Source organism: Acinetobacter sp. YH01019, assembly GCF_013420285.1.
Lineage (GTDB): Bacteria > Pseudomonadota > Gammaproteobacteria > Pseudomonadales > Moraxellaceae > Acinetobacter > Acinetobacter gandensis.
Genome location: NZ_VOYM01000015.1, coordinates 33,703 through 57,186, shown reverse-complemented (window position 1 = coordinate 57,186; position 23,484 = coordinate 33,703). Strand labels below are relative to the sequence as shown.

The window sequence follows — 23,484 nt, the reverse complement described above, 5'->3', positions numbered from 1 at the left end:
TGGTTTTAGAAGAAGTTGTAATTTCTCCAAAAAGCTTGAAAACCATTTTAAAGCCTTCGACTTAACCTTCTTTTACATCAATAATGGCTTCATTTAATGTCAGCATACTTTTTAAAACACCACCAATAATCTTTTATCTTTATTCGGATATTTTATTTAACAAGCTTCATTGAATAATTTATTGAATTGAAGCGACTTGGGCATCACAGTTAAAGATTTAAAGCACTTGAAAAAGTCATTTATAAGCTAAAGGGAGAATCTAGTTCTCCCTTTAGCTTAGAGTGATGGTATAGAAAAAATTCAATCATCAAGATTAATAAAAATTATAAGTAAGTCCTGCATATACGCCAAAACCATCTCCCGGTGTCATACGAGCAGGATCATTTCCATTATCGTTATATCCCGGTGTAATGGTCGATGCATACTTTTTGTCGCTGATATTTCTAAAATCCAACCAGGCCAAATATGACTTTTCAGGTTGTATATAACCGAGTGTTGCGCCCCACGTTTGCCAACTATCTACATAAAAACTATTGGTATAATCTGTCGGTGCTTTAGAGGCATATATGGTGTTTAGCCCTGCATAGAAACCTAATGGATGTTGATAACGTAGTTCTGCTTGGTAAATATGTTTTGGAATACCGGCTAATTCATTCTTATGAAACACTGCATCATTTTTATAGTGAAAATCGTTATAGGTATACGATTGCTTCAGATTAAGCTTGCCCAATGCGTCGTTTTGCCATAATGGACTGTCTAAGCCAATTTCTACACCTTGATGAACCGTATCGGATGCATTGCTTTCAGCAATAATCTGTTTTGGATCTGTAGCAATTTCCACCGCTAAAAGTTCATTTTTAACTTTTGCATAGTAATAAGCCACATTCCATGCGCCAACTAAGCTTTGCCCCCGTCCTCCCAGCTCAATTGTATTAGCTGTTTGCGTATTTAAATGAGTCGGTGCGCTTTGTCGTCCCGTTGCTGGTCCTTGATCTACAAAATAATGATTCGATCCCCAAATTAACGACCAAGGATGCGGCGCTTCTAAACTACGACTGATATTTGCAAACAATTGCGTGTCTAGCGTGTATTGATAACGCACACCAAGTGACGGTAAAAGATTCCACTCGCGATTATTTTCTTTTTCACTTTGAACCGGCCAAGTGACTTCACTTTCACGATGGGTATAGGCCAAGGCTAAGCGGCTATCTAACCAAAGTTGTGAGTTGAGTGCCAAGGCATTACTAGCATGTAGTACATAATCCCCGCCTTGATAGGTGTAATGGCGTGTTTCTGTTCCCGTAGGATAATTTCCAATATTTACGCGCTGACGTTCGATGACTGTGCCTGCTGGTAAATGAGTGGTCGTCCGAAAGCCAATCGTGTTTTGGCTCTCCTTTGCCCAGAATTCACGCTGAAACTTATAATTGATTAAAGTACTGACATCATCATAATCGACATCAGTATTGTAATAGCCTTCCTGTAAATCCATTGGATAATGGTGATAGGCCAAAGCCAATTGCAACAGATCGCCATTTTCCAAGTTTACATTGGTTTTATTTGCCAGCCATAAACTTCCCGGCTGCGGACGATGGTTATTTAAATCAATATTACTGGCCACTGCTTGAGTTGGATCGTCTTGAATTTGCTTTTGAGTAAGACGTCCCGGTGTTTGATGATCGGTTTCTCGATAACGCAGATAAAATCGGGTATCAACATTGTCATTCACTTGATAACCGACATTGGTTGCAATGCCCTTACTCTGACTTGAAGAATGATCTTGATAACCGTTATTTTCACCATAGGTTAGAGAAATAAAATAATCCAAATCTCCAATCTGCTGACCTGAGCTTATGGCACTTTTTTGATAACCACGACTGCCCATTTCATGATGCAGTTGCAGTTTTGCCGCGTCTTTACCGATAGGCGTTGCATAATTAATCGTGCCACCCAGACTTAAACCCCCACGCTCTAAACCATTGGCACCACGTAATACCTCAACATGGTCAACCCAAAGTGGTTCGAGCAATTCATACGGCGTACCACCAGGCCCGGTAAATGGAATATCGTCTAAAGTCACATACAGTCCCGAAGCATGGGCGCCCGGTGCACGGTTAATGCCAGAGCCACGAATAGACAACTTGACCCCTTCATTGCCTGAAGATGCTGCATATATCCCCGGTTGATTTTCAAACAAATCTGCATTATTGCTTTTAATGACACTTTGTAGTGATTCTTTGGCAATATAATTGGTTGCCCCACTCAATTTTTCTAATTCTTTTTTCTTTTGAGCCGATGTAGAGATTTTAGCCACATGCACAGTGATCTCTGGCAAGACATTTTCAGATAATCCCGCAGTCGCTGCATCACTTTTTTGATGTGCCAAGGCTGACAGTACCATTAAGCTTAAAACGGAAAGCGGCATTTTATGATTATGAGAAAATTGAGGTACATCCATGATTATGTCTGCTAAGTGAAACTGTATTAACGGCAAGGATTGTAGTGTGTTTTCTCAGCATGTATGTATCAAAATATTTCAAAATTTATAATTTTTACTGATAGCCTATTTTAAATATGTTTATCTAGGCTATTTGTTAAATAAAATAAATCGTATAGCTATAATTTTTGGTCAAAAATATTTTTCTGATTAGTATCAAAATCGTTAAATAAAAAATTCAGCATGCTATAGCTCCTGTTACCGTATCATTGAACCAACTGATAAATGAATAAAAATAAAGATGATCGGCATTAAAAAAGCCAAACCTGATGATGGCTTGGCTTTTTTTTAAATAAATCAATATCTAGCTAATACAGATTTAAAAGCGTACTGACAAACTACTACAGACTTATTAGAAGTTATACATCATGACTGCGTTAACACGGTTATCTTCACCCTTTGTGCTGCCATTCGGTGCGGCGCCAAAAGCTTCACGCTCGCCATATACGTATTCTAAACCTATACTGATTGGCTTCACTGGGCTGTAGAATACATTTGCCCATGCTTGCCACAAGTTCTTATTGGCTTTGGTTTTATCGGCTAATGCGTTGATATAGTCAGCATTATTATCCGCTTTCATATAGCCATAGCCTAAAGTGCCACGCCATTGCGCCGAAAGCTGTTGTGTTAAGCCTATGCTAATGGAATCAAACTCATTGGTGGCAATAATGTCTTTATCCGCATTGGTAACAAAACCTTGGTTGGTCCAAGAAACAAAACTGCTGTCTCCTTTCACATGGTAATAATCAGCATTTTCAGATAAGAAACCATAACCCGGGTGAATCGCTTGTGCGCCGGTTTGTTTGGCAACTTCTAAAACTTTATCGACATTTAAATAGCTTTGACTCGCTGGGGCTTCACCGATGTAGACTGCTTCATCCGCCAAAGTCACATGCAATGAATCACGATCGGCTTCCGAATAGACCGCAACCGATTGGATGCCTAATTTTTTAAGGGTACGAATGACACGACACGCAATTGCACCACGGTTGGCGATTAAAACTTTATTAAACCCATATTTTATAGACATGGCTTATTCCTCGCCTTCACGGATGATCAATTGAATTTTGGTTGGGTTATAGGCATTACATGGGTTATTCAGCTGTGGGCAATTAGAGATCAACACGATCAAACCCATTTCTGCTTTCACTTCGACATATTTACCCGGTGCAGAAATACCATCATCAAACTTCAGATGACCCTCAGAGGTCACAGGCACATTCATAAAGAAGTTAATATTTGGACCAATATGACGCACGTTTAAGCCATGCTTTTTGGCAATTGGATGCTGTGACAGCGCAATCATGAAATTGTTACGGCAACTGTGCATTGGATATTTGTCATGTGCATAACGTACGGTGTTGCTTTCACATGAACAAGCACCACCTAACGTATCGTGGCGACCACAGTTATCATCGTGAATGGTGGCAATTTTATTGCCAAAGTTGGTATATAAAGCTGTGCCTTTTTCTAAATAGATTTGTTGATTAATCGCTAAAGTATCTGTTGCGCTATAACGCTCTTCAGGGTTATTTGCAGAGATAAATAAGGTATCTACCGCTTGATTGCCTTCCAGGTCAACAATACGGAAATACTGGCCTTTTTTGACTTCACACATCCATGCTTCACCGGCAGGACAAACTTCGCTTAAAACTGATTTTTCTAAGCTGTTTTGTAAATTGGCTAAAGCTGTCATGATCATTCTCCCCAATTAAGCGCTGAGTGCGTAGTAACGATTATTGTTTTGAAATGCACGCTGATTTTGCGGACATGAATCACGACACACATCAATGTCGCCTAATGGAAGTGCTTTATATAAAGACAATTGAACATCGGCAGGTGCATATTCAGTGCTATTGTCTAAAGCATGCGGTGCGGATGATAAAAACACCAAGCAATCCATTTCAAAGCGTAATTCAATCACTTGATCGGTATTGTCAGATGCCACATAGCTGAGATTGCCATTGTTATCTGGTTGGACTTTAGAAAACAAATTTAACGTACTGCTGAGGTCTGTGGCAGATAAGCCGAATTTGGTCATTTCAAGCAGTAACGAGTCTTTGCCGTTACGGTACATGTCATTACGCACATCTTGAAATGTTTGCGTGCCAAATTGTTTTTCGATTTGCTGTGCGGTGCTTGGCGCACAGAACGCATCATTCCAGCCATGGTCATCTTTAACAATCGAAATCATCGCGCGACCAAGATCAGATGCAAGGATATGCCCTGTGCTTAAGAAAGCCGTATGTTGCCCTTTTAAGCTGTCTGGCATGTTGTAGCGTTCGAGTTTATCTTCACTATTGACGCAGTACAGCGCCACATTGGCATTTTGACCTAAGGATTTGAATTGTAATACTGCGCCACGCTGAATACGTGCTGACCAGTGATGTCCACCTGGTAAACGTTCAGTCCACAGCGTTTGGTTATTATGATATTCAGTTATGTTTGAGCCCATTTGCTTCACCTCATAAAGGTTTAAAGACAATCTCCCGGGCTTTTATCCCTCCGTGTAGCTTGAGTTTGAAACTTAAGCCGTGAACTCTCGGTCTCGGACATACATGAATATTCATGCATCGGAACCCTAGATCACTTTATGATGGGTTAGATAGATGCAAAGGCTGTGCCAGTTTAGTATTACGGTATTTTTATTTCGTATTACTAAAGATGAGTAAAATACTGATATCACAAGACATAGAGCCAAAGGAATAAGTAAATCATTTGGCTAAAAATGCAATACGGATTAATAAATAATGGAATTAAGAGACTTCCAAAAGAAGATAATTTAGTCATGAGCACTCAAGAGGTGCTTATGCACATAGAAAGTGCAGAATTATTTTTTAAAGTGACTTTTTATCATTATTTTTGTTTTAGCCAAATTTTCGCCAGTTTAACTTTATGAATTTTGCTTCAATATAACGCTTAACGAAAACGTCAAAGCCTGAAAAACGAGCACTAAGCCCAAATAACCAAGGTCGCAGCAATAACTACCCAAAACAGTCCCCAGTGATCGCTTGCGACTAGTTTTTCTTTAAAGAAATAGACTGAAATAAGGAGGCTAAATAATATTTCAATTTGTCCGAGTGTTGTGACCAAAGCAACAGACTGTACACTCATGGCAGTAAACCAGCCGAGTGAAGCAGCAAAACTGCAAAAACTAATTTTAGTAATTAAACCTATGCGCTGAAACATTGCAATGAAAGTTGCGCGTTTAAAAATTCCTAAAAAAAGTAGTAAAACACTGCATTGAATACCAGTAATGCTCACTAATACCCAAGCAGCACGATGTAGAAATGGCAGCATATCTAACTGTAAACTGGCTTGGCGAACCAGTAGCGACGTAATTGCAAAACATAAACCGCTTGCTGTACCAATGATTAAGGTATTCCACGAAAATTTACTATTTTGTAGTCCGCCCTTGCTCAATAAAAATATGGCAAAAGCACCGAGAAAAACACCTGTCCAGGCCAATAAACTTAAATGCTCACCCAGTAATGCCACTCCAATTATGGCTGCTAAAATAGCTTCGCTTTTAGCTAGCCCAACGCCAATCGCATAGTTTTTTTGTTTAAATAACTGAACCATCAATATGGTTGCCAAAATTTGGCTTAATGCCGCAATTAATACATAAAAATAAAATTTAGAATTAAAGCTAACGATGTGCTGAACAGGATACTGGTTGTATAAATAATAGAGATAAAGCCCTGCTAATGGAAAAGCAAAAATGAATCGTGCCAATGTTACGCCATAAGCGTCAACTGTATGACTCAACTGTTTTTGAAATGCATTACGCCAAGCCTGCATAAATGCAGCCATTAAAGTAAAGAGTATCCAGCTCAGCGCCATAGTTTGTGTAAGATCCAATAAGAAGCGGTAAATGTACTCCCATCAATGGAACATTACGAATCAGTTCAAAGAATTTAAGCTCAGATGTTTAGAAAATATTCTCTATATTATTTAACTAAAATTTCATGGAACATGTGCCGCAACCACTGATGGCTGGTTTTGTGATGGCACGACATGTGCCAATATTGTTTTACCCCATATGTCGGAAATGCGATTGGCGCATTAAATATTTTTAAATTGCCACGTGATAGCAAAACTTCACTGAGGTAATAAGGAACGGTCGCAATTGCATCTGTATCTTGTACCACCAAGCCCACACCCAGATAACTTGGCAAACGCATTAGAATGTCACGTTTTAAATCTAAATTAAGCAGCTCATTTTCAATATGGTAATGTCCCATCCCTGCATCAATATCAATATGCGATTCACTAATATATTGCTCTGTGGTAATTGTATCCCCCGTTAAACGCGGATGATCTTTGGCTGCAATCACCACATAATATTGTTCAAACAATTTCTGCTGATAAAAACCACTTTCCAAATGCGGTAAAAATCCAAGCGCCAGATCGATTTCACCATTGGCCATTTGATAGCTGGTTTCAGTGGTAATCGGACGAACATTTAAACGAATTTGTGGCGCATGTTTTTTTAAGTATTGACTAATTTTAGGCAATAAAACCAGATGTGATACGTCAGTCATTGCCAAAGTAAATTGCTGATCCGACATGGATTGGTCAAAATCAATCGTAAAGTTATTAATTGCCTCAACTTTACTTAATGCTTCGCTCACCAATGGAAAAAGCTGACGAGACAACTCTGTAGGCACCATTTCATTGCCCATACGCAAAAATAATGGGTCGTTATAATGTTGTCGGATTTTGTTCAGAATATTACTGACCGTGGGCTGGCTCATTTGCAGATGATCTGCTGCCTGCGAGACATTTTTATACTTATAAACATGAAAAAAGATGCTTAAAAGTTTACAGTCGAGTTCAAACACGAATCCAATTTTCCTACATTTAAATTTCTAATACAGTCCCTGCATCATCGGCGTTCTTGTTATAAATGCCAATATCGAAATATTACTTTTAATGTAGATGAAAAACCATAGTGTCTCAGTAATAGATGATATTTACTTTAATATACGCATCGATCTGCGCATAATGCATGCAGATTGATTTAGGATGTATCATGTTTAAAAATAAAAAGTTGGTTTGTTTCGATTTGGACGGCACATTAATCGACTCCGTTGGTATTTGGAATCAGGTCGATGCTGCGTTAATTCGACAATTATCTAGTCTAGATATCGAACATACTGAACTACAACGCCAACGCGACATTCAGCTTAAATTTTTTAGAGAATATACAGATCCCTACTTAGAATACTGCGGCTTTTTAAATGAAAAATATCACTTTAAATTAGACAAGGCTGAAGTCAAAGAACGTCGCTATGCGATTTCACGACATTTTTTAGATCATGTGGTCGAGCTAAAACCACAAGCAGATGTGCTACTACACCACTTAAAGCAGTTACAAATTAAAACTGCGCTTACCACTACGACTAGTCTTTATAATGTGCAGCGTTATCAACAAAATAATACCCAAATTCATTCTAAGATCGATTTTCAGCAAGATTTTTCGCTCATGCTGACACGTGAAAATGTACAGAATATCAAACCGCATCCCGAAGTTTATTTAAAAGCCATTCAACATTTTGGATTAACAGCTGACGAATGTTTAATTATTGAAGATTCACTCATTGGCATTGAAGCTGCGAATCAAGCAGGCATTGAAGTCGTCGCCATTTATGATCAATACTCGCAACATGAGCTAGCGCAAATTCAAGCCAAAGCGGATTATTTTGTACAAGACTTTGCAACATTAATTGATTATCTTCAGCGCTAAACTTTTAGCATGGCTTTTTCAATTTTAGATGCTAACAATAAGAAACTCAAGCTAAAGAAGCCCGAATTAATCGGGCTTCTTTATTTAAAAAATTAAATACTTAAGCTGATTTCATGCTGCCTGTTTCTTCAAATTTTGCATGCCAAGACAAGGCTTCTTGCAAAATATGCGGGGTTTGACCGCCACGCTCACACGCACGTTCAAAATAACTGAGTAATGCTCCGCGATATTCAGGATGCGCACAAATTTCTATGACTTTACGTGCACGCTCACGTGGAGATAAACCACGTAAATCTGCTAATCCTTGCTCAGTCACAAGCACATCCACATCATGTTCTGTATGATCGGTATGGCTCACCATTGGCACTACCGATGAAATTGCACCGCCTTTCGCCATCGATTTAGTAACGAAAATGGCAATATGCGCATGGCGAGTAAAGTCACCAGAACCACCAATACCGTTCATCATTTTGGTGCCGGTTACATGCGTTGAATTGACGTTACCGTATATATCAAACTCTAGCGCGGTATTAATCGCTATAATCCCCAAACGGCGGATAATCTCTGGATTATTTGAAAGCTCTTGTGGTCGCAACACGATTTTGTCTTTGTATTGATCGAAGTTATTCATCACATGCTGTGCACAAGGCTCAGATAAAGTCATTGAACAGCCTGAAGCAAATTTCATTTTGCCAGAATCAATCAATTGGAATGTACAGTCTTGGAGTACTTCAGAGTACATTTCCAGGTCATGGAAATTTGAGTGTTCAAATCCAGCAAAAACAGCATTAGCAATTGAGCCAACACCTGACTGAAGCGGTCCAAGATTTTCAGGTAAACGCCCTGCTGCAACCTCACCTTCAAAGAAGGTAATCAGATGCTGTGCAATCGCAAGTGTTTCAACATCAGGTTCATCCATTTTAAACTGGGTATCAGGCAAATCATTCAATACGATTGCTGAAATCTTTTCTGGACTCACGTGGATACCCAATGTACCAATACGATCACCCGCTTGGGTTAAAGGAATCGGCCCACGATTTGGACGAGCTTTAGGAACATAAATATCATGCACGCCTTCAAGCACAGGATTAATCGTGTTATCGATTTCAATAATCACATGATCAGCCATTTCAACGAAATTTGCTGAGTTACCACATGAACCTGTTGGAATGATTTGACCATCTTCAGTAATGGCAGTAGCTGCAATCACTGCAACATTAATACGCGGTAAATTATGATGACGAATGTTATCGGCCATTTCAGACAAGTGTTGATCGATATACATGACTTCGCCAGCATTAATGGCTTTACGCAGGCCTGGATCGGCTTGATATGGATATCGACGTTCAATCGCATGTGCTGCATTTAAATGGCCGTCAATACTATTTCCTAAACTTGCACCTGTTGCTAAGGTAATGCGTAAAGGATGCGAAACTGCATGATCTGCTAATGCTAACGGTACTGTTTTGGCTTCACCTGCGCCACCAAAACCACTTAAACCTACAACTGAACCATCTTGAATTAATTCAATGGCTTGTTCAGCAGACATAACTTTGTCGCGAAGGGAGAGTAAGCGAATGCGATCTAAACCGTTCATAATCAAAATCTCAAAAATAACATCTCAAAATAAACATCTATAGGTCGCCATCCCAGCGAACTGAAATGGCTTTGTTATTGCTTATCTAAAAACTTAGTTATCTAAAAATGATAATTGAGGACAATTACGCAAGTTCAACCGCAATTGCAGTTGCTTCACCGCCACCAATACATAGTGCTGCAATACCTTTTTTACCGCCTGTGCGTTTAAGGGCATGGATCAGCGTCACAATAATACGCGAACCTGAAGAACCTAATGGGTGACCTAATGAACAAGCACCACCATTTACGTTTACTTTTGCTTCATCTAGGTTAAACCCATCAATTGCCAGCATCGTTACCATGGCAAATGCTTCATTCACTTCCCAAAGATCGACGTCTTTGGCATCCCAACCTGCTTTTTTCAACACTTTTTCAATTGCGCCAACTGGCGCAATAGTAAATTCAGATGGATGCTGTGAATTCGTAGCATAAGCCACTACTTTTGCAACAGGGTTTAAGCCACGTGCAGCTGCAATTTCTTCAGAAGTCACTACCAATGCAGAAGCACCATCAGAAATTGAACTTGCATTCGCTGCAGTAATGGTGCCGTCCTTTTTGAACGCAGGGCGCAACGTCGGAATTTTTTCTGGTTTGGCATTTAATGGTTGTTCATCTGTATCAACAACCACCTCACCTTTACGTGATTTAACTGTAACTGGCACGATTTCATCTTTAAAGAAACCACCATTAATTGCAGTCACCGCTTTATTTAATGAGTTAATGGCAAAAGCATCTTGCTGTTCGCGTGTATAGCCTTTCTTATCCGCCATTTCTTGAGCAAGAATACCCATCGATAAACCTGTTTCGGCATCTTCCAAACCTTCTTGGAACATGTGATCGGTTGTTTTACCATGCCCCATACGGTAACCGGCACGAGCTTTTTCTAAAAGGTATGGCGCATTTGACATCGACTCCATACCTCCAGCAACAACGATGTCTGCTGAACCTGCTTTAATCGCATCGGCAGCTTGCATCACGGCTTTCATACCTGAACCACAAATTTTGTTAATGGTGGTTGCACCTGTTGAGTCTGGTAAGCCAGCCAAACGCATTGCTTGACGTGCAGGGCCTTGTTTCAAGCCCGCTGGAAGTACACAACCAAAAATAACTTCGTCAATATCTGTTGGCTGTAAGCCAGCGCGCGCAACAACTTCTTTAATTGCTGCTGCACCTAATTCGGGAGCGGCACAAGATGAAAGTGAACCCTGAAAACCACCCATCGCTGTACGAACGCCATCTAAAATTACAATCATTTCTTATTTCATCCTGTTTTAAATCTTTTTTGACCCTGGAGGCATGACTGCCTCCACGATGTTTCCATCTTAATGCTTTAAAGTGTGCTTAGCCTACATTTAAAGGTATGAGGCTGAAGTAATAGTCTTAAGATTGAGCAGTAAAGTATTCTTCTGGAAGCTGCATTACTAGCTCAGAACCTGACTTGATACGTTGTGCACGCGCTGCAAGATCTGGCAATACTTTTTCGACATAGTAGTCTGCAAGAACCAATTTATTTTGGTAGAAGCTTTCAGTCTTTGCTGCCGCAGCTTTGCTGATACGGGCAAACATGTAGACGAAGCTGAGTAGCCCAACTGCGTGTAAATAATCTACTGCTACAGAACTTGTAAAGTCAGGTGTTGTTTTAGACTGTTCAACAATAAACTGAGTTAATACTTCTACTTCATCAGAAACTTGTAGTGCAGCAGACTTCACTTTTGAATCTGACATAGTTGCAGCAAATTCACGGATTTCAGTTAAGTATTCTGCAATAAATGCACCATTACACTTGGTGGTTTTACGACCAATTAAATCAATAGCTTGAACACCGTTGGTGCCTTCATAAATTTGTGAAATACGTAGGTCACGGATACATTGCTCCATACCCCATTCACGAATATAGCCATGACCACCAAAGCACATTTGCGCTTCTAAAGTCGCCTGTAAAGCGGTATCCGTTAAGTACGCTTTGGCAATAGGTGTAAGCAATGCTACACGGTCATTGGCTTTCTTCACGGCAGCTTCATTTGTCGAGTATTTTGTAATGTCGAGTTGTTGACCCACGTAGACTGCAAATGCACGTGAAGCTTCATTGTTGGCACGTACGTTTAATAACATACGACGCACATCACCATGCACCAAAATTGAGTCTGCTGGTTTTTCAGGAGATTGAGCACCTGTTGCAGAACGACCTTGTAAGCGGTCAGTCGCATATTGTGCTGCATTTTGATAAGCAAATTCTGCTGCACCAATACCTTGAATACCCATGGATAAACGTTCGTAGTTCATCATAACGAACATTGCAGCAAGGCCTTCGTTTTCTTTACCGACGATATAACCTTTCGCGCCATCAAAGTTCATCACACATGTCGCTGATCCTTTGATACCCATTTTGTGTTCAATCGAACCTGCTGAAACTGCATTGCGTTCACCCACTGAACCATCAGCATTCACATGGAATTTAGGCACAATAAACAGTGAAATACCACGTGAACCCGCAGGCGCATTCGGTGTTTTAGCCAATACTAAATGAATAATATTTTCACACAGGTCATGTTCACCACTGGTAATGAAGATTTTTGTACCTGTAATATTGAATGATCCGTCATCATTCGGCTCTGCTTTGGTTTTAATAATCCCTAGATCAGTACCTGAATGCGGTTCAGTCAAACACATCGTCCCTGACCATTCACCTGTATAGAATTTTGGTAAATACGTTTCTTTTTGCTCTTGGGAAGCACGGTCATTAATGGCCATACCCGCACCTACAGTCAGTAGTGGGTAAAGCATGAATGATGGGTTCGTACTCCAAATCATTTCATCAGCAAGAACAGTCAACATTTTCGGCATGTTTTGGCCGCCCCATTCTTCTGAAGCACCTAAACCCACCCAACCGCCTTCAGCGAATTGTTTGAATGCATCTTTAAAACCTGTCGGAGTCGTCACAACACCATTGTTAAACTGTGCACCACCTTCTTCATCAGCAGTACGGTTTAGATCAAGAATGACATTTTTTGAAAATTTAGCCATTTCTTCAAGAATGGCATTTGCTGTTGCCATATCAATATGAGCAAGATTTTCATTTGACTGCCAGAACTCATCCGCATTGAATACATCATTTAAGATGAAGTCCATGTCCTTTAACGGCGCATTGTATATTGGCATTGTACTTTCCTTTTCTACAGGCTTTGTCATGTACTTTGACAAAGTACTTTTTTAAAGTTGCATGCTCCCGCACTAAATAAAAAAATTATTTTGTGTGGAAATTCTTAAAAATCTGTTTATTCATTTGGGCACCGCTTTAGTCTGCAGATGTCCTGTTTTTACCGACTAGATGATTTCTATCATCTGGATTTGATCGCAGCATTTTTCTATTACAAATATATAAATTTGTTGAAGATATTAAACTCGTATATTGAATAAAATTAAAACCAAACATAATGATTACCCATAATCATGTTTAATCCAAGTTGTATAAATAAAATACCAACCATTACAGTTCAATTAAATGCTGCTTTTGTTGTAAAAGCGAAAAGACAATAAATTAAAAAAATAAAAAATGGAATTTTATTTAAAAAAAATGACCTCTAGGGTTCAGTTTTATTGACATTAAAACGCTGCTATGAATTGTTTATCTTTCACACAAATCACTAATATGTTTATTTTTAAGCCAATTTATGTCAAATTCGAGACCATAGTGGAATGTGAAAAAACACAGGTCTGGCATATGCTAGACCTGTTCTCTCTTCAAAAGTTTATGGAACAACCAACATGAGTTCAGTACGCCAACAAAATTTTATCCTGCGCAAGGAAAAAATTTTAGCCATGGCAGAAACCCTGCTATTGGATAATAATCAGGACATCACCTTAAGTGAGTTGGCCTGTGAACTGGATATTGCAAAAGGCACCATCTATAAACATTTTAAAAGTAAAAACCAATTATATTTAGAACTAATTATTTTAAATGAAAAAAGATTATTAGAAATTTCAAAAAAATATAATCACGATATTAAAACTTATGTTTCTCAATATATGCTTTATAATATGTTGAATTCAAATCGAACGATATTATTACATGTCATTGAAGAACGTCTAACCAATAATGAACGTAAACTCAAAGAACTATTTGAAGAGCTTTATCGTGTACGTGAAGAACGCATTATTGTAATTAAAGACATGACCAGTGATTATTTAAAATCACTTGATAGTGCAATGTCCATTCGAGATTATTTATCTTATATCTGGACTGTGACTTATGGTGCTTCACTTCTACTGAATTCGACACATTATCAAAAATCGATTGGTTCACGTGAACGCTTAATCAAACTGTATATTAACCAGGCCTTAATGACCCCAGACAAAATTTCTGCGGTATAAAGTCTGCTTACAACTCAAAGGGTTAGGTTACTCGTTAGCATCTATAAAAAAGCCAAACATGATGTTTGGCTTTTTACATTCACCTAATTAAATTATGCAGAAACTGGTGGAAAACCATCTTCAGTTAATGCTGCAACAATTTGATCATCTGTAAGTGTTGTTTCGACTTCAACCAATTTGCTTGCCACATCAATATTCACCTTAGCATTGGCATCTAATTCCTTAATCGTTGCTGTCACGCTACGTGCACAACCACCGCAAGTCATATTTTCAATACGAAATTTCATCTTTATATCCTCTTTCAAATGCGATCGACCTAACTTAAAAGTTTGATTACTAGAAAGTTCGCGTCTGATCTTTCATTTCTCATGATTGAACATTTATGTATACACTTTAAAGCTTGCCATGATGGTAAGGTCAAGCGCGGATTTAGCTTATAGATAAGCAAGTATTTGTAGCTATACCTATTTGTGCTGACAGCAATTAACAACACCTTTTTCAATCTGATTCAAAATATTGCATTCTGCCTGCTCATTACCGGCACAGCCATCTACAGAGTTCTGTAAAATTTGTACCATCGCTTGTAGATCTGCAATTTTCTGATTTAAAGTTTCAATATGCTTTAAAGCAAGTTGCTTAACTTCCGCACTTTGACGGTCGGTATTTTTCCAAAGCCCCAATAACTCTTTCATTTGCTCGGAAGAAAAGCCCAAATCACGTGCATGACGTAAAAAGCTCAAGGTTTTCACATCAGCTTCGCTATACACCCGATAACCCGCATCTGTACGTTGTGCATTATTGAGTAGCCCAATACTTTCATAATAGCGGATCATCTTGGCGGAAATCCCAGACGACTTTGCAGCTTGTCCAATATTCATCTTAAGACTCCTTAAATATAGGGCCTTGAAAGGCTTTTAAACGTAACGCATTTGAAACCACAAAGACTGATGATAATGCCATCGCACCTGCGGCAAACATTGGTGACAGTAAAACACCAAAGAATGGATACAACACACCTGCGGCAACAGGAATGAGTGCGGCATTATAAACAAAGGCCCAAAATAGATTTTGCCGAATGTTATTCATGGTCGCAGTACTCAGTGCAATTGCTGTTGGCACCATTTGTAAGTTACCCGACATTAACACCACATCAGCCGCTTCAATCGCCACGTCTGTACCTGTTCCAATCGCCATCCCAACATCGGCTTGTGCCAAGGCAGGTGCATCATTAATACCATCTCCGACAAAACACACTACTCCATGTTCTTGCTGTAGTTGCTGTACAGATTGCACCTTTTGCTCAGGCATCACTTCTGCAATCACATGATCAATTTTCAATTGCTTTGCAATAGCCGCAGCCGTGTGTCGGTTATCACCGGTAATCATCGCAACTTTTAAGCCCAAATCATGTAAAGCTTGAATTGCTGAATAGGTCGAGCTTTTTATTGGATCAGCGACCGCAACAATCGCGGCAAGTTGTTGATCAATAGACACATACAATGGTGTCTTACCTTCTGTACCCATAATTTCAGCTTGTGCTGCAAATACCGTAGTATCTAAGCCCATTTTTTGCATCAAATGATCGGCACCAATAAAGAGTTGTTGACCATTCACTAATGCTTGAATACCTGCGCCTGTCACCGAGTCAAAATTTTCTACTTCAAGCAGTTGTATATTCATATCCTGCGCGGCTTGAACAATGGCATAGGCAATAGGATGTTCCGACTTGGCTTCAACGGATGCAAGCATCTGAAACACCTGATCCTTATTAAAACCCGTAGTCACCTCAAAATCAGTCAGCGTTGGCTTGCCTTCAGTTAAAGTTCCAGTTTTATCCACGGCAACCACTTGGGTGTTTTTAAGCTGTTGTAAGGCTTCACCTTTACGAAACAGCACACCCAACTCTGCACCACGACCTGTCCCAACCATAATCGAGGTTGGTGTTGCCAAACCCATCGCACATGGACACGCAATAATCAGTACCGCAACTGCATTGACTAATGCATAAGTCAAACTTGGTTCAGGGCCAACAAAGTACCAAATGAGGAAAGTCACCAAGGCAAGTGACATCACCACAGGAACAAACCATAACGTGACTTTGTCGACTAAGGCCTGAATCGGTAATTTTGAACCTTGTGCCTGTTCCACCATATGAATAATTTGCGCCAAGACAGAATCTTGTCCAACTGCGGTGGCTTTAATTTTCAGATGCCCATTTTGATTAATCGTGCCACCCACAACCTGATCACCCACTTGTTTTGCTACAGGTAGAGGCTCACCACTGATCATGGATTCATCAATATAACTGCTACCAGCAACTACTTCACCATCTACAGGGCAACGTTCACCTGGACGAATTTCAATCAACATACCACTTTGTACATCAGCAATAGGCATATCTACAATACTACTCGATTGCTCAACGCGTGCCGTTTTTGGTTGCATACCGACTAAATACTGAATGGCCTGTGAAGTTTTTCCTTTGGCTTTGGCTTCCATAAAGCGACCCAGCAATATTAAAGCAACAATTACGGCAGCTGCTTCAAAGTAAACATGCACGGTGCCTTGCGGTAATAATTGCGGTGCAAACGTTGCGACACATGAAAAACTAAACGCAGCCAACGTACCCACAGCAACCAAAGAGTTCATGTCGGGTGCGAGTCGTGTCAAGGCTGGAATGCCATGTTGATAAAAACGACGCCCCGGAAATATCAACACTAAAGTGGTCAAGACAAATTGAATGTACCAACTATTTTGCGTACCCAAATTATGCGCAATAAAATGATGGAATGCCGGAATCATATGAGATCCCATTTCCAGAATAAACACAGGAACAGCTAGTACCAAAGCAATAATCAAATCACGCTTTAATAGTCGAGCTTCATCGGCTTTCTTTTCAGCCAACGATGGTTGCTGCTCCGTTACCAATGTTGCTTCATAACCGGCTTTTTTTACCGCAGCAACCAGTTGCTGTGTTTGACTTGCAGGGGCTTGAATAAAGGCTTTTTCATTAGCTAAATTCACTGTAGCGTGGCTTACACCACCAACTGCCTTTAGTGCTTTTTCTACACGCGCTACGCAGGATGCACAGGTCATACCCTCAATATTCAATTCAATATTGGGCTGAGCAATTTGAAATCCTGCTTTTTCAACGGACTTGACCAACTCAGTAGTGTGTACTGTTTCTAAAGCAGTTACGGTGGCTTTTTCGGTGGCTAAATTGACCTTGGCATCAATAACTTCGGGTACTTTTTTTAAGGCTTTTTCTACCCGCGACACACAAGAAGCACAGGTCATGCCTTCAATATTTAACTCAATTTGTTTTTGCGCCACACCAAAGCCTGCTTTTTCCACCGCTTGAATGAAAGCAGGATAATCTAGTGGTAGCTGACTTTGAATTTGCGCTGTTTCAGTGGCTAAATTGACTTCAGCATTGCTCACACCATCGACTTTTTTTAAAGCTTTTTCTACACGTGCCACACATGAAGCACAGGTCATTCCTTCTATGGCAAGTTTGCCTTCAAAAAGTTTATTTTCTGTTGAATCATTCATGACAACACCCTAATGATATTTATCTGTTCTATGCATAGCTTAAACATTACTATTATGGCAAGGTCAAGGTTTTTTAATGCGTCATTTTCCTTTTTTAATACCGACAGACATGACAGTGTGTAATTGAAAAAAATTTCAATGCCTACATAAGAATAATCAATAAAATTGAATAATGACTATTCATTTAGTTATTTTTCTTATATTAATTCTATACATTGTCTCATATTTCAGTAAGATAGAAATTCGTTACAACCAAAACGATATTCCTATTTTTCGCATGTACAAACTGTCGAACCTGTGCTTCAACTGCGCCTATTTGTTTGCTTTTTTATTTCTAATACTGAGTTGGAGTTTAGATCACATTGATGTTTGGCTCACTCAAGTTGTGATTCCTGCTGTCACGGTCTGTGTGCTTCTTGGTTTTCTCTTTAAATACATTGCAACAACGTTTGGATATAAAGCAGCTGAAACAAAAAAGCCAAATGCACCTTTAAATATGAAGGCATTTATAAAAAATACAGACCTGACTTTAAATGACGAAACACATATGAAAAAAACATCGCTGTTAAATAATCAGGACAATGATGCAGCCTAGCAAAATCTACCTTGCAATATAAAAAGCCCATTCTACTGAATGGGCTTTTAAATCTTTCTAACTCAATTAGTCAGCACTAATATCTTCAAATAACACAGAAGAAAGATAGCGTTCGCCGCCATCCGGTAAGATCACGACAATCGTTTTGCCTGCATTTTCAGGACGTGCAGCCAATTTTGCTGCAGCAGCCATTGCTGCACCACTTGAAATACCGACTAAAATACCTTCTTGAGTTGCCGTTTTACGCGCCCACTCAATTGCTTCAGTACTTTCAATGCCCATGACTTCATCTACAAGCTCAAGGTCTAAGTTACCCGGAATGAAGTTTGCACCAATTCCTTGGATTTTATGTGGTCCAGGTGTCAAAGTTTCACCTTTTTTCGCTTGTGCAATAATTGGTGATTCTGCTGGTTCAACAGCTACAGAGTAGATTGGCTGATTTTTCACTTTTTCAAAGAAACTTGAAATCCCTGAAATAGTACCACCAGTTCCTACACCTGAAACTAAAATATCGACTTTACCGCCAGTTGCATCCCAAATTTCTGGGCCTGTGGTTTGTTCATGAATTTTAGGGTTCGCTGGGTTTTCAAATTGTTGAGGCAAGTAATATGTTTCTGGATGCTCTGCAACTAGGCGCTGCGCTTCCTCAACCGCCCCTTTCATGCCTTTAGCAGGTTCAGTTAATACTAGGTTTGCACCAAATGATTTCAGCACTTTACGGCGTTCAATACTCATGCTTGCAGGCATAGTAAGAGTAATATCATAACCTTTCGCTGCAGCAACAAAAGCTAATGCAATACCTGTATTACCACTCGTTGGCTCAACTATATGCATGCCTGCTTTAAGCAAACCTTTAGCTTCTGCATCGGCAATTAAAGCGGCTCCTACACGACATTTTACTGAAAATGCAGGGTTACGACTTTCAACTTTTGCAAGAACCGTTGCTGCAGATTGAATGGCACGGTTAATGCGCACTAAAGGTGTATTACCAATAGCTTCTGCATTGTTGCTATAAACCGCGATACCTAAATTGCTAGGCACTGGAAATGATGAATCTGTACTCATGAGTATATTCCCTGATGTATTTGTATTTTAAACGACCTTTAGATCATACAACCATTTTTCAACTGTGCATGTCTTTTTAGGCTAAAGTACTCTATATAGGAGTATTTTTTGTTAATTTGCACTAAAATCAAGCAATAAGCTTAATTGATGAACTAAAAGATAACATATAAATATTATTGATACTTATTTTCACTAAAAACCATAGAAATTGTTTTATTTATTCAATGTATTAAACAGCGATATCCGTATACTTGAACTGTTGTTAATCCTATGGACCTTCCCAATGAATACCGATCTGGAAATCACCTCAATGCGTGATTCTGCCGAATTAGTCGTGGGCGTTTTAAAGTCGCTAGCCAATACGGATCGTTTACTTATTTTATGTCATCTGGCACAGCAAGAATTAAATGTGTCTCAGATTGAACAAATTACCGATATTAAGCAGCCGACCCTATCACAGCAGTTAATGATGTTGCGTAAAAGTGATGTGGTGACCACGCGTCGTGATGGTAAGCAAATTTATTACTCAATTAAAGATGCCAATTTGGTTGAAGTATTAAATACGTTGTATCAATTATATTGTCACCCTTCATTAAAGCATTAAATTTTAACGCTTTAATTACTAAATGCTGTTCCTGTACCAATAAAAAACTAAAACAGTGAATAGCATTTTATCCATTCAGATTCTAAAGAGTTCCGAATAATTCAAATCAACAATATCAATTGATTGTCTTAATCTTTCACCTATACAACAACCATATGTAAAATTTAAACAACACAAACTTAACAAGCTAAAGACTTCTTAGCACTTTTTATGCATAATATATACGAAATTGTGATTTAGAATTTTATATGTCAGATTTAAACCACCGTGTACTTGATTTTCTACCCGCTTGGGCATGGCTAAAAGCTTACACACCTGTCAAATTTAAATCTGATGTATTGGCTTCCTTGATTGTGATCGCCATGTTAGTTCCTCAAGGCATGGCCTATGCCATGCTTGCTGGTTTACCTCCGATTATGGGTTTATATGCCAGCATCCTCCCGATGATTATCTATGCCTTCATTGGTGGAAGCTCAACTTTATCCATTGGGCCTGTGGCCATTATTTCGATGATGACCTTTGCGACTTTGAACCCTCTGTTTGAAGTCGGTTCTCCTGTTTATATTGAAGCTGCAACCTTACTGGCATTAATGGTGGGTCTAATTTCATTACTATTGGGGCTACTACGTTTTGGCTTTTTAATTCAGCTCATTAGTCACCCAGTAATCAAGAGCTTTATTATTGCCTCAGCTTTACTGATTGCATTAGGTCAATTTAAGTTTTTGGTCAATGTGCCATTAAAGGCCAATAACATCGCTGAATTTATAATTTCATTATGGCAGTACTTGCGTTTTAGCCATATCAACTCGTTGCTCTTTGGTATTTTAGCGATCATTTTTTTAGTGTACGCCCCTAAAATTTTGGCATCACAGGCGATACAGTCACGTCTTGGTTCAACTGCATTTTTATCGAAAGCACTGCCCCTGATTTTAGTCGTTATCTCCATTGCCAGTGTGATGTATTTTAATTTACAAGATGCAGGCATTAAAACGGTAGGAGAAATTCCATCTGGATTTCCTCCTCTAAGCTTTCCGCATTGGAACTGGGAATTAGTCAAAACTCTCATACCCGGCGCAAGCATGATCGCCATGATTAGCTTTGTAGAATCCTTATCCATTGCTCAAGCGACTGCGTTACAACAACGAAGTAATTTAAATAGTAATCAAGAATTAATTGCCCTTGGTTTAGCCAATTTAAGCGCGGGGGTGAGTTCTGCATTTCCCGTAACGGGTAGTTTGTCTCGAACAGTGGTGAATGCCGATGCCGGTGCAAAAACGCCAATGGCCGGTATTTTATCATCATTATTAATTATTTTAGTCAGCTTATATTTCACGGGATTTTTTCGTGATTTACCTTTAGTGATCCTTGCTGCCACCATTATTGTTTCTATATGGAAATTAGTTGACTTTAAACCTTTTTTAGATACATGGCGCTATTCAAAAGCCGATGGTATTGCGATGTGGGTGACTTTTTTTGGCGTGGTTTGTATCGACATTTCGACAGGTTTGATTATCGGGATTGTGTCGACATTCATCCTGATGCTGTGGCGGATTAGCCGTCCTCATATTGCAGTCATTGGTTTGGTGGAAGGCACACAACATTTTAGAAATATTCAGCGTCATCATGTCTATACGGCACCACATATTTTATCTATGCGTATTGATGAAAACCTTACTTTTTTAAATGCCAATACCTTAAAAGGCTTCCTCATTAATGAAGTGAGTCAAAATGAAAAATTGGAGCATGTCATCATTAACTGCTCAAGCGTCAGTTCAATTGATTTAAGTGCTTTAGAAATGTTGGAAGATTTAAATGCCGAGCTTTCAAAACTCAATATTCGACTACATTTTTCAGAAATTAAAGGCCCAGTTATGGACAAATTGCAGCATTCAAAACTGTTAAAACACTTGAGTGGGCAAGCATTTCTCACACATTATCAAGCCATTCAGGAGTTAGATGCATCTCATACTGAATACCAAATTTAAACTTTTTTCATGCTTATTATTTAGTCAACTTTAATTTATAAGTTATGAGCATATTTATAAAATTGATTTAAAATATAAAAATTGACTTTATAAAACAATGTTTTATTTTTAAATAAAATTATTTTTTAAGCATTCCACATTTTCGTATAAAATATGTGGCTAATTTTCATCAATTTGTCATAGTAATTCTGACAAGGCTCCCCTATGTTTTCAGCATTTACACGCTTGAGTTTAGTAACCCGAATTATCATCGCCATTATTTTAGGTGTATTGGTTGCTGTTGTTGCTCCTGGCGTTGCACCATATTTAAGTTTGCTTGGTGATTTATTCATTAAGGCATTGAAATCCGTAGCACCAATACTCGTATTTGTACTTGTGCTGTCATCCATTGCAAATTTCAAAGTTGGTAGCAGCAATGCATACATTAAACCAATTATGTTGATGTATGCTTTGGGCATGTTCTTTGCTGCACTCAGCGCAGTGATTGCAAGTATTTTTTTCCCAAGTACATTAATCCTTGATGTTGCTGCAGAAAATCTTGTTCCACCAGGCAGTCTTGCTGAAATTTTGAAAAACTTATTATTAAGTTTTGTGGCAAACCCTGTCACTGCTATTTCTGAAGCAAATTTCATTGGTATTTTGGCTTGGGCTGTTGCCTTAGGTATCGCATTCCGTCACGCATCGGACACGACGAAATCATTTTTATCTGATGCAGCTGAAGCGGTCAATAAAGTTATCCGTTTAGTAATTAACTTTGCTCCAATTGGTATTTTCGGTTTGGTTGCAGTTACCTTTGCAGATTCAGGTCTGAAAACACTGGTTAGCTACGCTCACCTATTGGCTGTGTTAATTGGCACTATGTTCTTTGTAGCATTGGTCATTAATCCAATGATGGTGGCGTTTATGACACGCTCAAATCCGTTCCCATTGGTATTCCAATGTTTACGTGAAAGTGGTATCACTGCCTTCTTTACACGTAGCTCTGCTGCCAACATTCCTGTGAACTTAGACCTTGCGAAGCGTCTAGGTGTACCTGAATCTACCGCAAGTGTTGCGATTCCTTTAGGTGCTGCGATCAACATGGCTGGTGCGTCAGTTACGATTACTGTTTTAACACTTGCTACAGTTAATACTTTAGGTATTTCTGTTGATTTCACAACGATGTTGATTTTATCTGTGGTCGCAACTGTGTCCTCTTGTGGTGCTTCTGGTGTTGCTGGTGGTTCATTGCTATTAATTCCAGTTGCATGTGGTTTGTTCGGTATTTCAAGCGATATCGCTATGCAAGTTGTTGCCATTGGTATGGTGATCAGTGTGCTACAAGATTCGACTGAAACTGCATTAAACTCTTCGACTGACGTATTATTTACTGCTGCAGTTGATCGTGGTTTAAGATAATATCCTGATATTGGATATATTTAAGGCGAA

The 23,484-nt window shown here is 39.1% G+C and carries 18 protein-coding genes, 3 pseudogenes and 1 riboswitch; of the genes and pseudogenes, 7 read left to right on the top strand and 14 right to left on the bottom strand.

Annotation, left to right across the window (positions count from 1 at the left end):
- A pseudogene (locus FTT84_RS05940) lies at nucleotides 1–97 on the top strand (IS1 family transposase); the annotation flags it as partial.
- Between the two features lie 216 nt (nucleotides 98–313).
- Here FTT84_RS05940 and FTT84_RS05935 read toward each other — a convergent pair.
- The 7 genes and pseudogenes from FTT84_RS05935 to FTT84_RS05905 form a co-directional block, all read right to left on the bottom strand.
- On the bottom strand, nucleotides 314–2,458 hold the full coding sequence (locus FTT84_RS05935; protein ID WP_257223363.1) for a TonB-dependent receptor domain-containing protein: 2,145 nt from the start codon (nucleotides 2,456–2,458) through the stop codon (nucleotides 314–316).
- 391 nt (nucleotides 2,459–2,849) lie between these two features.
- Nucleotides 2,850–3,188: pseudogene (locus FTT84_RS05930) on the bottom strand (DcaP family trimeric outer membrane transporter); the annotation flags it as partial.
- Nucleotides 3,189–3,196: 8 nt separating this feature from the next.
- Nucleotides 3,197–3,527, bottom strand: a pseudogene (locus FTT84_RS05925) (biotin carboxylase N-terminal domain-containing protein); the annotation flags it as partial.
- A 3-nt stretch (nucleotides 3,528–3,530) separates the two neighbouring features.
- Complete coding sequence (locus FTT84_RS05920; protein WP_180080351.1) at nucleotides 3,531–4,193, bottom strand: urea amidolyase associated protein UAAP2; 663 nt, start codon at nucleotides 4,191–4,193, stop codon at nucleotides 3,531–3,533.
- Between the two features lie 15 nt (nucleotides 4,194–4,208).
- Nucleotides 4,209–4,952: an urea amidolyase associated protein UAAP1 gene (locus tag FTT84_RS05915; RefSeq protein ID WP_180080354.1), complete on the bottom strand. Its 744-nt coding sequence runs from the start codon at nucleotides 4,950–4,952 to the stop codon at nucleotides 4,209–4,211.
- Nucleotides 4,953–4,981: 29 nt separating this feature from the next.
- A riboswitch (guanidine-I (ykkC/yxkD leader) is annotated at nucleotides 4,982–5,093 on the bottom strand.
- 356 nt (nucleotides 5,094–5,449) lie between these two features.
- Nucleotides 5,450–6,340, bottom strand: a complete 891-nt coding sequence (locus tag FTT84_RS05910) for a DMT family transporter (RefSeq protein WP_180080357.1) — start codon at nucleotides 6,338–6,340, stop codon at nucleotides 5,450–5,452.
- A 107-nt stretch (nucleotides 6,341–6,447) separates the two neighbouring features.
- A complete protein-coding gene (locus FTT84_RS05905; protein ID WP_067766597.1) occupies nucleotides 6,448–7,341 on the bottom strand; it encodes a LysR substrate-binding domain-containing protein in 894 nt (297 codons plus the stop codon).
- Nucleotides 7,342–7,532: 191 nt separating this feature from the next.
- On the opposite strand from FTT84_RS05905, the gene FTT84_RS05900 reads away from it, so the two are divergent.
- The gene (locus FTT84_RS05900; protein WP_180080360.1) at nucleotides 7,533–8,246 is read left to right on the top strand and encodes an HAD family phosphatase; all 714 of its coding nucleotides are present in this window, start codon (nucleotides 7,533–7,535) and stop codon (nucleotides 8,244–8,246) included.
- Nucleotides 8,247–8,346: 100 nt separating this feature from the next.
- On the opposite strand, the gene FTT84_RS05895 is transcribed toward FTT84_RS05900, so the two are convergent.
- The 3 genes from FTT84_RS05895 to FTT84_RS05885 all read right to left on the bottom strand — a co-directional run bounded on the left by FTT84_RS05895 (nucleotide 8,347) and on the right by FTT84_RS05885 (nucleotide 13,043).
- Nucleotides 8,347–9,843, bottom strand: a complete 1,497-nt coding sequence (locus FTT84_RS05895) for a succinate CoA transferase (RefSeq protein ID WP_180080363.1) — start codon at nucleotides 9,841–9,843, stop codon at nucleotides 8,347–8,349.
- A 124-nt stretch (nucleotides 9,844–9,967) separates the two neighbouring features.
- A complete protein-coding gene (locus FTT84_RS05890; protein WP_180080366.1) occupies nucleotides 9,968–11,137 on the bottom strand; it encodes a thiolase family protein in 1,170 nt (389 codons plus the stop codon).
- Between the two features lie 127 nt (nucleotides 11,138–11,264).
- Entirely contained in the window at nucleotides 11,265–13,043 is a 1,779-nt protein-coding gene (locus FTT84_RS05885; RefSeq protein ID WP_067766589.1) for an acyl-CoA dehydrogenase C-terminal domain-containing protein, read from the bottom strand.
- A gap of 606 nt (nucleotides 13,044–13,649) precedes the next feature.
- Here FTT84_RS05885 and FTT84_RS05880 point away from each other — a divergent pair.
- Nucleotides 13,650–14,255, top strand: a complete 606-nt coding sequence (locus tag FTT84_RS05880; RefSeq protein WP_067766586.1) for a TetR/AcrR family transcriptional regulator — start codon at nucleotides 13,650–13,652, stop codon at nucleotides 14,253–14,255.
- 92 nt (nucleotides 14,256–14,347) lie between these two features.
- Here FTT84_RS05880 and FTT84_RS05875 read toward each other — a convergent pair whose 3' ends face one another.
- The 3 genes from FTT84_RS05875 to FTT84_RS05865 all read right to left on the bottom strand — a co-directional run bounded on the left by FTT84_RS05875 (nucleotide 14,348) and on the right by FTT84_RS05865 (nucleotide 17,807).
- A complete protein-coding gene (locus FTT84_RS05875) occupies nucleotides 14,348–14,542 on the bottom strand; it encodes a heavy-metal-associated domain-containing protein (RefSeq protein ID WP_180080369.1) in 195 nt (64 codons plus the stop codon).
- A 177-nt stretch (nucleotides 14,543–14,719) separates the two neighbouring features.
- Nucleotides 14,720–15,133 (bottom strand): Cu(I)-responsive transcriptional regulator, encoded by a 414-nt coding sequence (gene cueR, locus FTT84_RS05870; protein WP_067766580.1) that lies wholly within the window; start codon nucleotides 15,131–15,133, stop codon nucleotides 14,720–14,722.
- A 1-nt stretch (nucleotide 15,134) separates the two neighbouring features.
- Nucleotides 15,135–17,807, bottom strand: a complete 2,673-nt coding sequence (locus FTT84_RS05865) for a heavy metal translocating P-type ATPase (protein ID WP_180058625.1) — start codon at nucleotides 17,805–17,807, stop codon at nucleotides 15,135–15,137.
- Between the two features lie 385 nt (nucleotides 17,808–18,192).
- Between FTT84_RS05865 and FTT84_RS05860 the strand changes: the two genes are divergently transcribed.
- Complete coding sequence (locus FTT84_RS05860; protein WP_180080373.1) at nucleotides 18,193–18,402, top strand: hypothetical protein; 210 nt, start codon at nucleotides 18,193–18,195, stop codon at nucleotides 18,400–18,402.
- 66 nt (nucleotides 18,403–18,468) lie between these two features.
- Here FTT84_RS05860 and cysK read toward each other — a convergent pair whose 3' ends face one another.
- The gene (cysK, locus tag FTT84_RS05855) at nucleotides 18,469–19,467 is read right to left on the bottom strand and encodes a cysteine synthase A (protein ID WP_067766571.1); all 999 of its coding nucleotides are present in this window, start codon (nucleotides 19,465–19,467) and stop codon (nucleotides 18,469–18,471) included.
- 283 nt (nucleotides 19,468–19,750) lie between these two features.
- Between cysK and FTT84_RS05850 the strand changes: the two genes are divergently transcribed.
- The 3 genes from FTT84_RS05850 to sstT all read left to right on the top strand — a co-directional run bounded on the left by FTT84_RS05850 (nucleotide 19,751) and on the right by sstT (nucleotide 23,454).
- The gene (locus tag FTT84_RS05850) at nucleotides 19,751–20,071 is read left to right on the top strand and encodes a helix-turn-helix transcriptional regulator (protein WP_067766567.1); all 321 of its coding nucleotides are present in this window, start codon (nucleotides 19,751–19,753) and stop codon (nucleotides 20,069–20,071) included.
- A 248-nt stretch (nucleotides 20,072–20,319) separates the two neighbouring features.
- Nucleotides 20,320–22,056: a SulP family inorganic anion transporter gene (locus tag FTT84_RS05845; RefSeq protein ID WP_067766564.1), complete on the top strand. Its 1,737-nt coding sequence runs from the start codon at nucleotides 20,320–20,322 to the stop codon at nucleotides 22,054–22,056.
- A gap of 204 nt (nucleotides 22,057–22,260) precedes the next feature.
- Nucleotides 22,261–23,454, top strand: a complete 1,194-nt coding sequence (sstT, locus tag FTT84_RS05840) for a serine/threonine transporter SstT (RefSeq protein WP_067766561.1) — start codon at nucleotides 22,261–22,263, stop codon at nucleotides 23,452–23,454.
- Nucleotides 23,455–23,484: the final 30 nt, after the last annotated feature.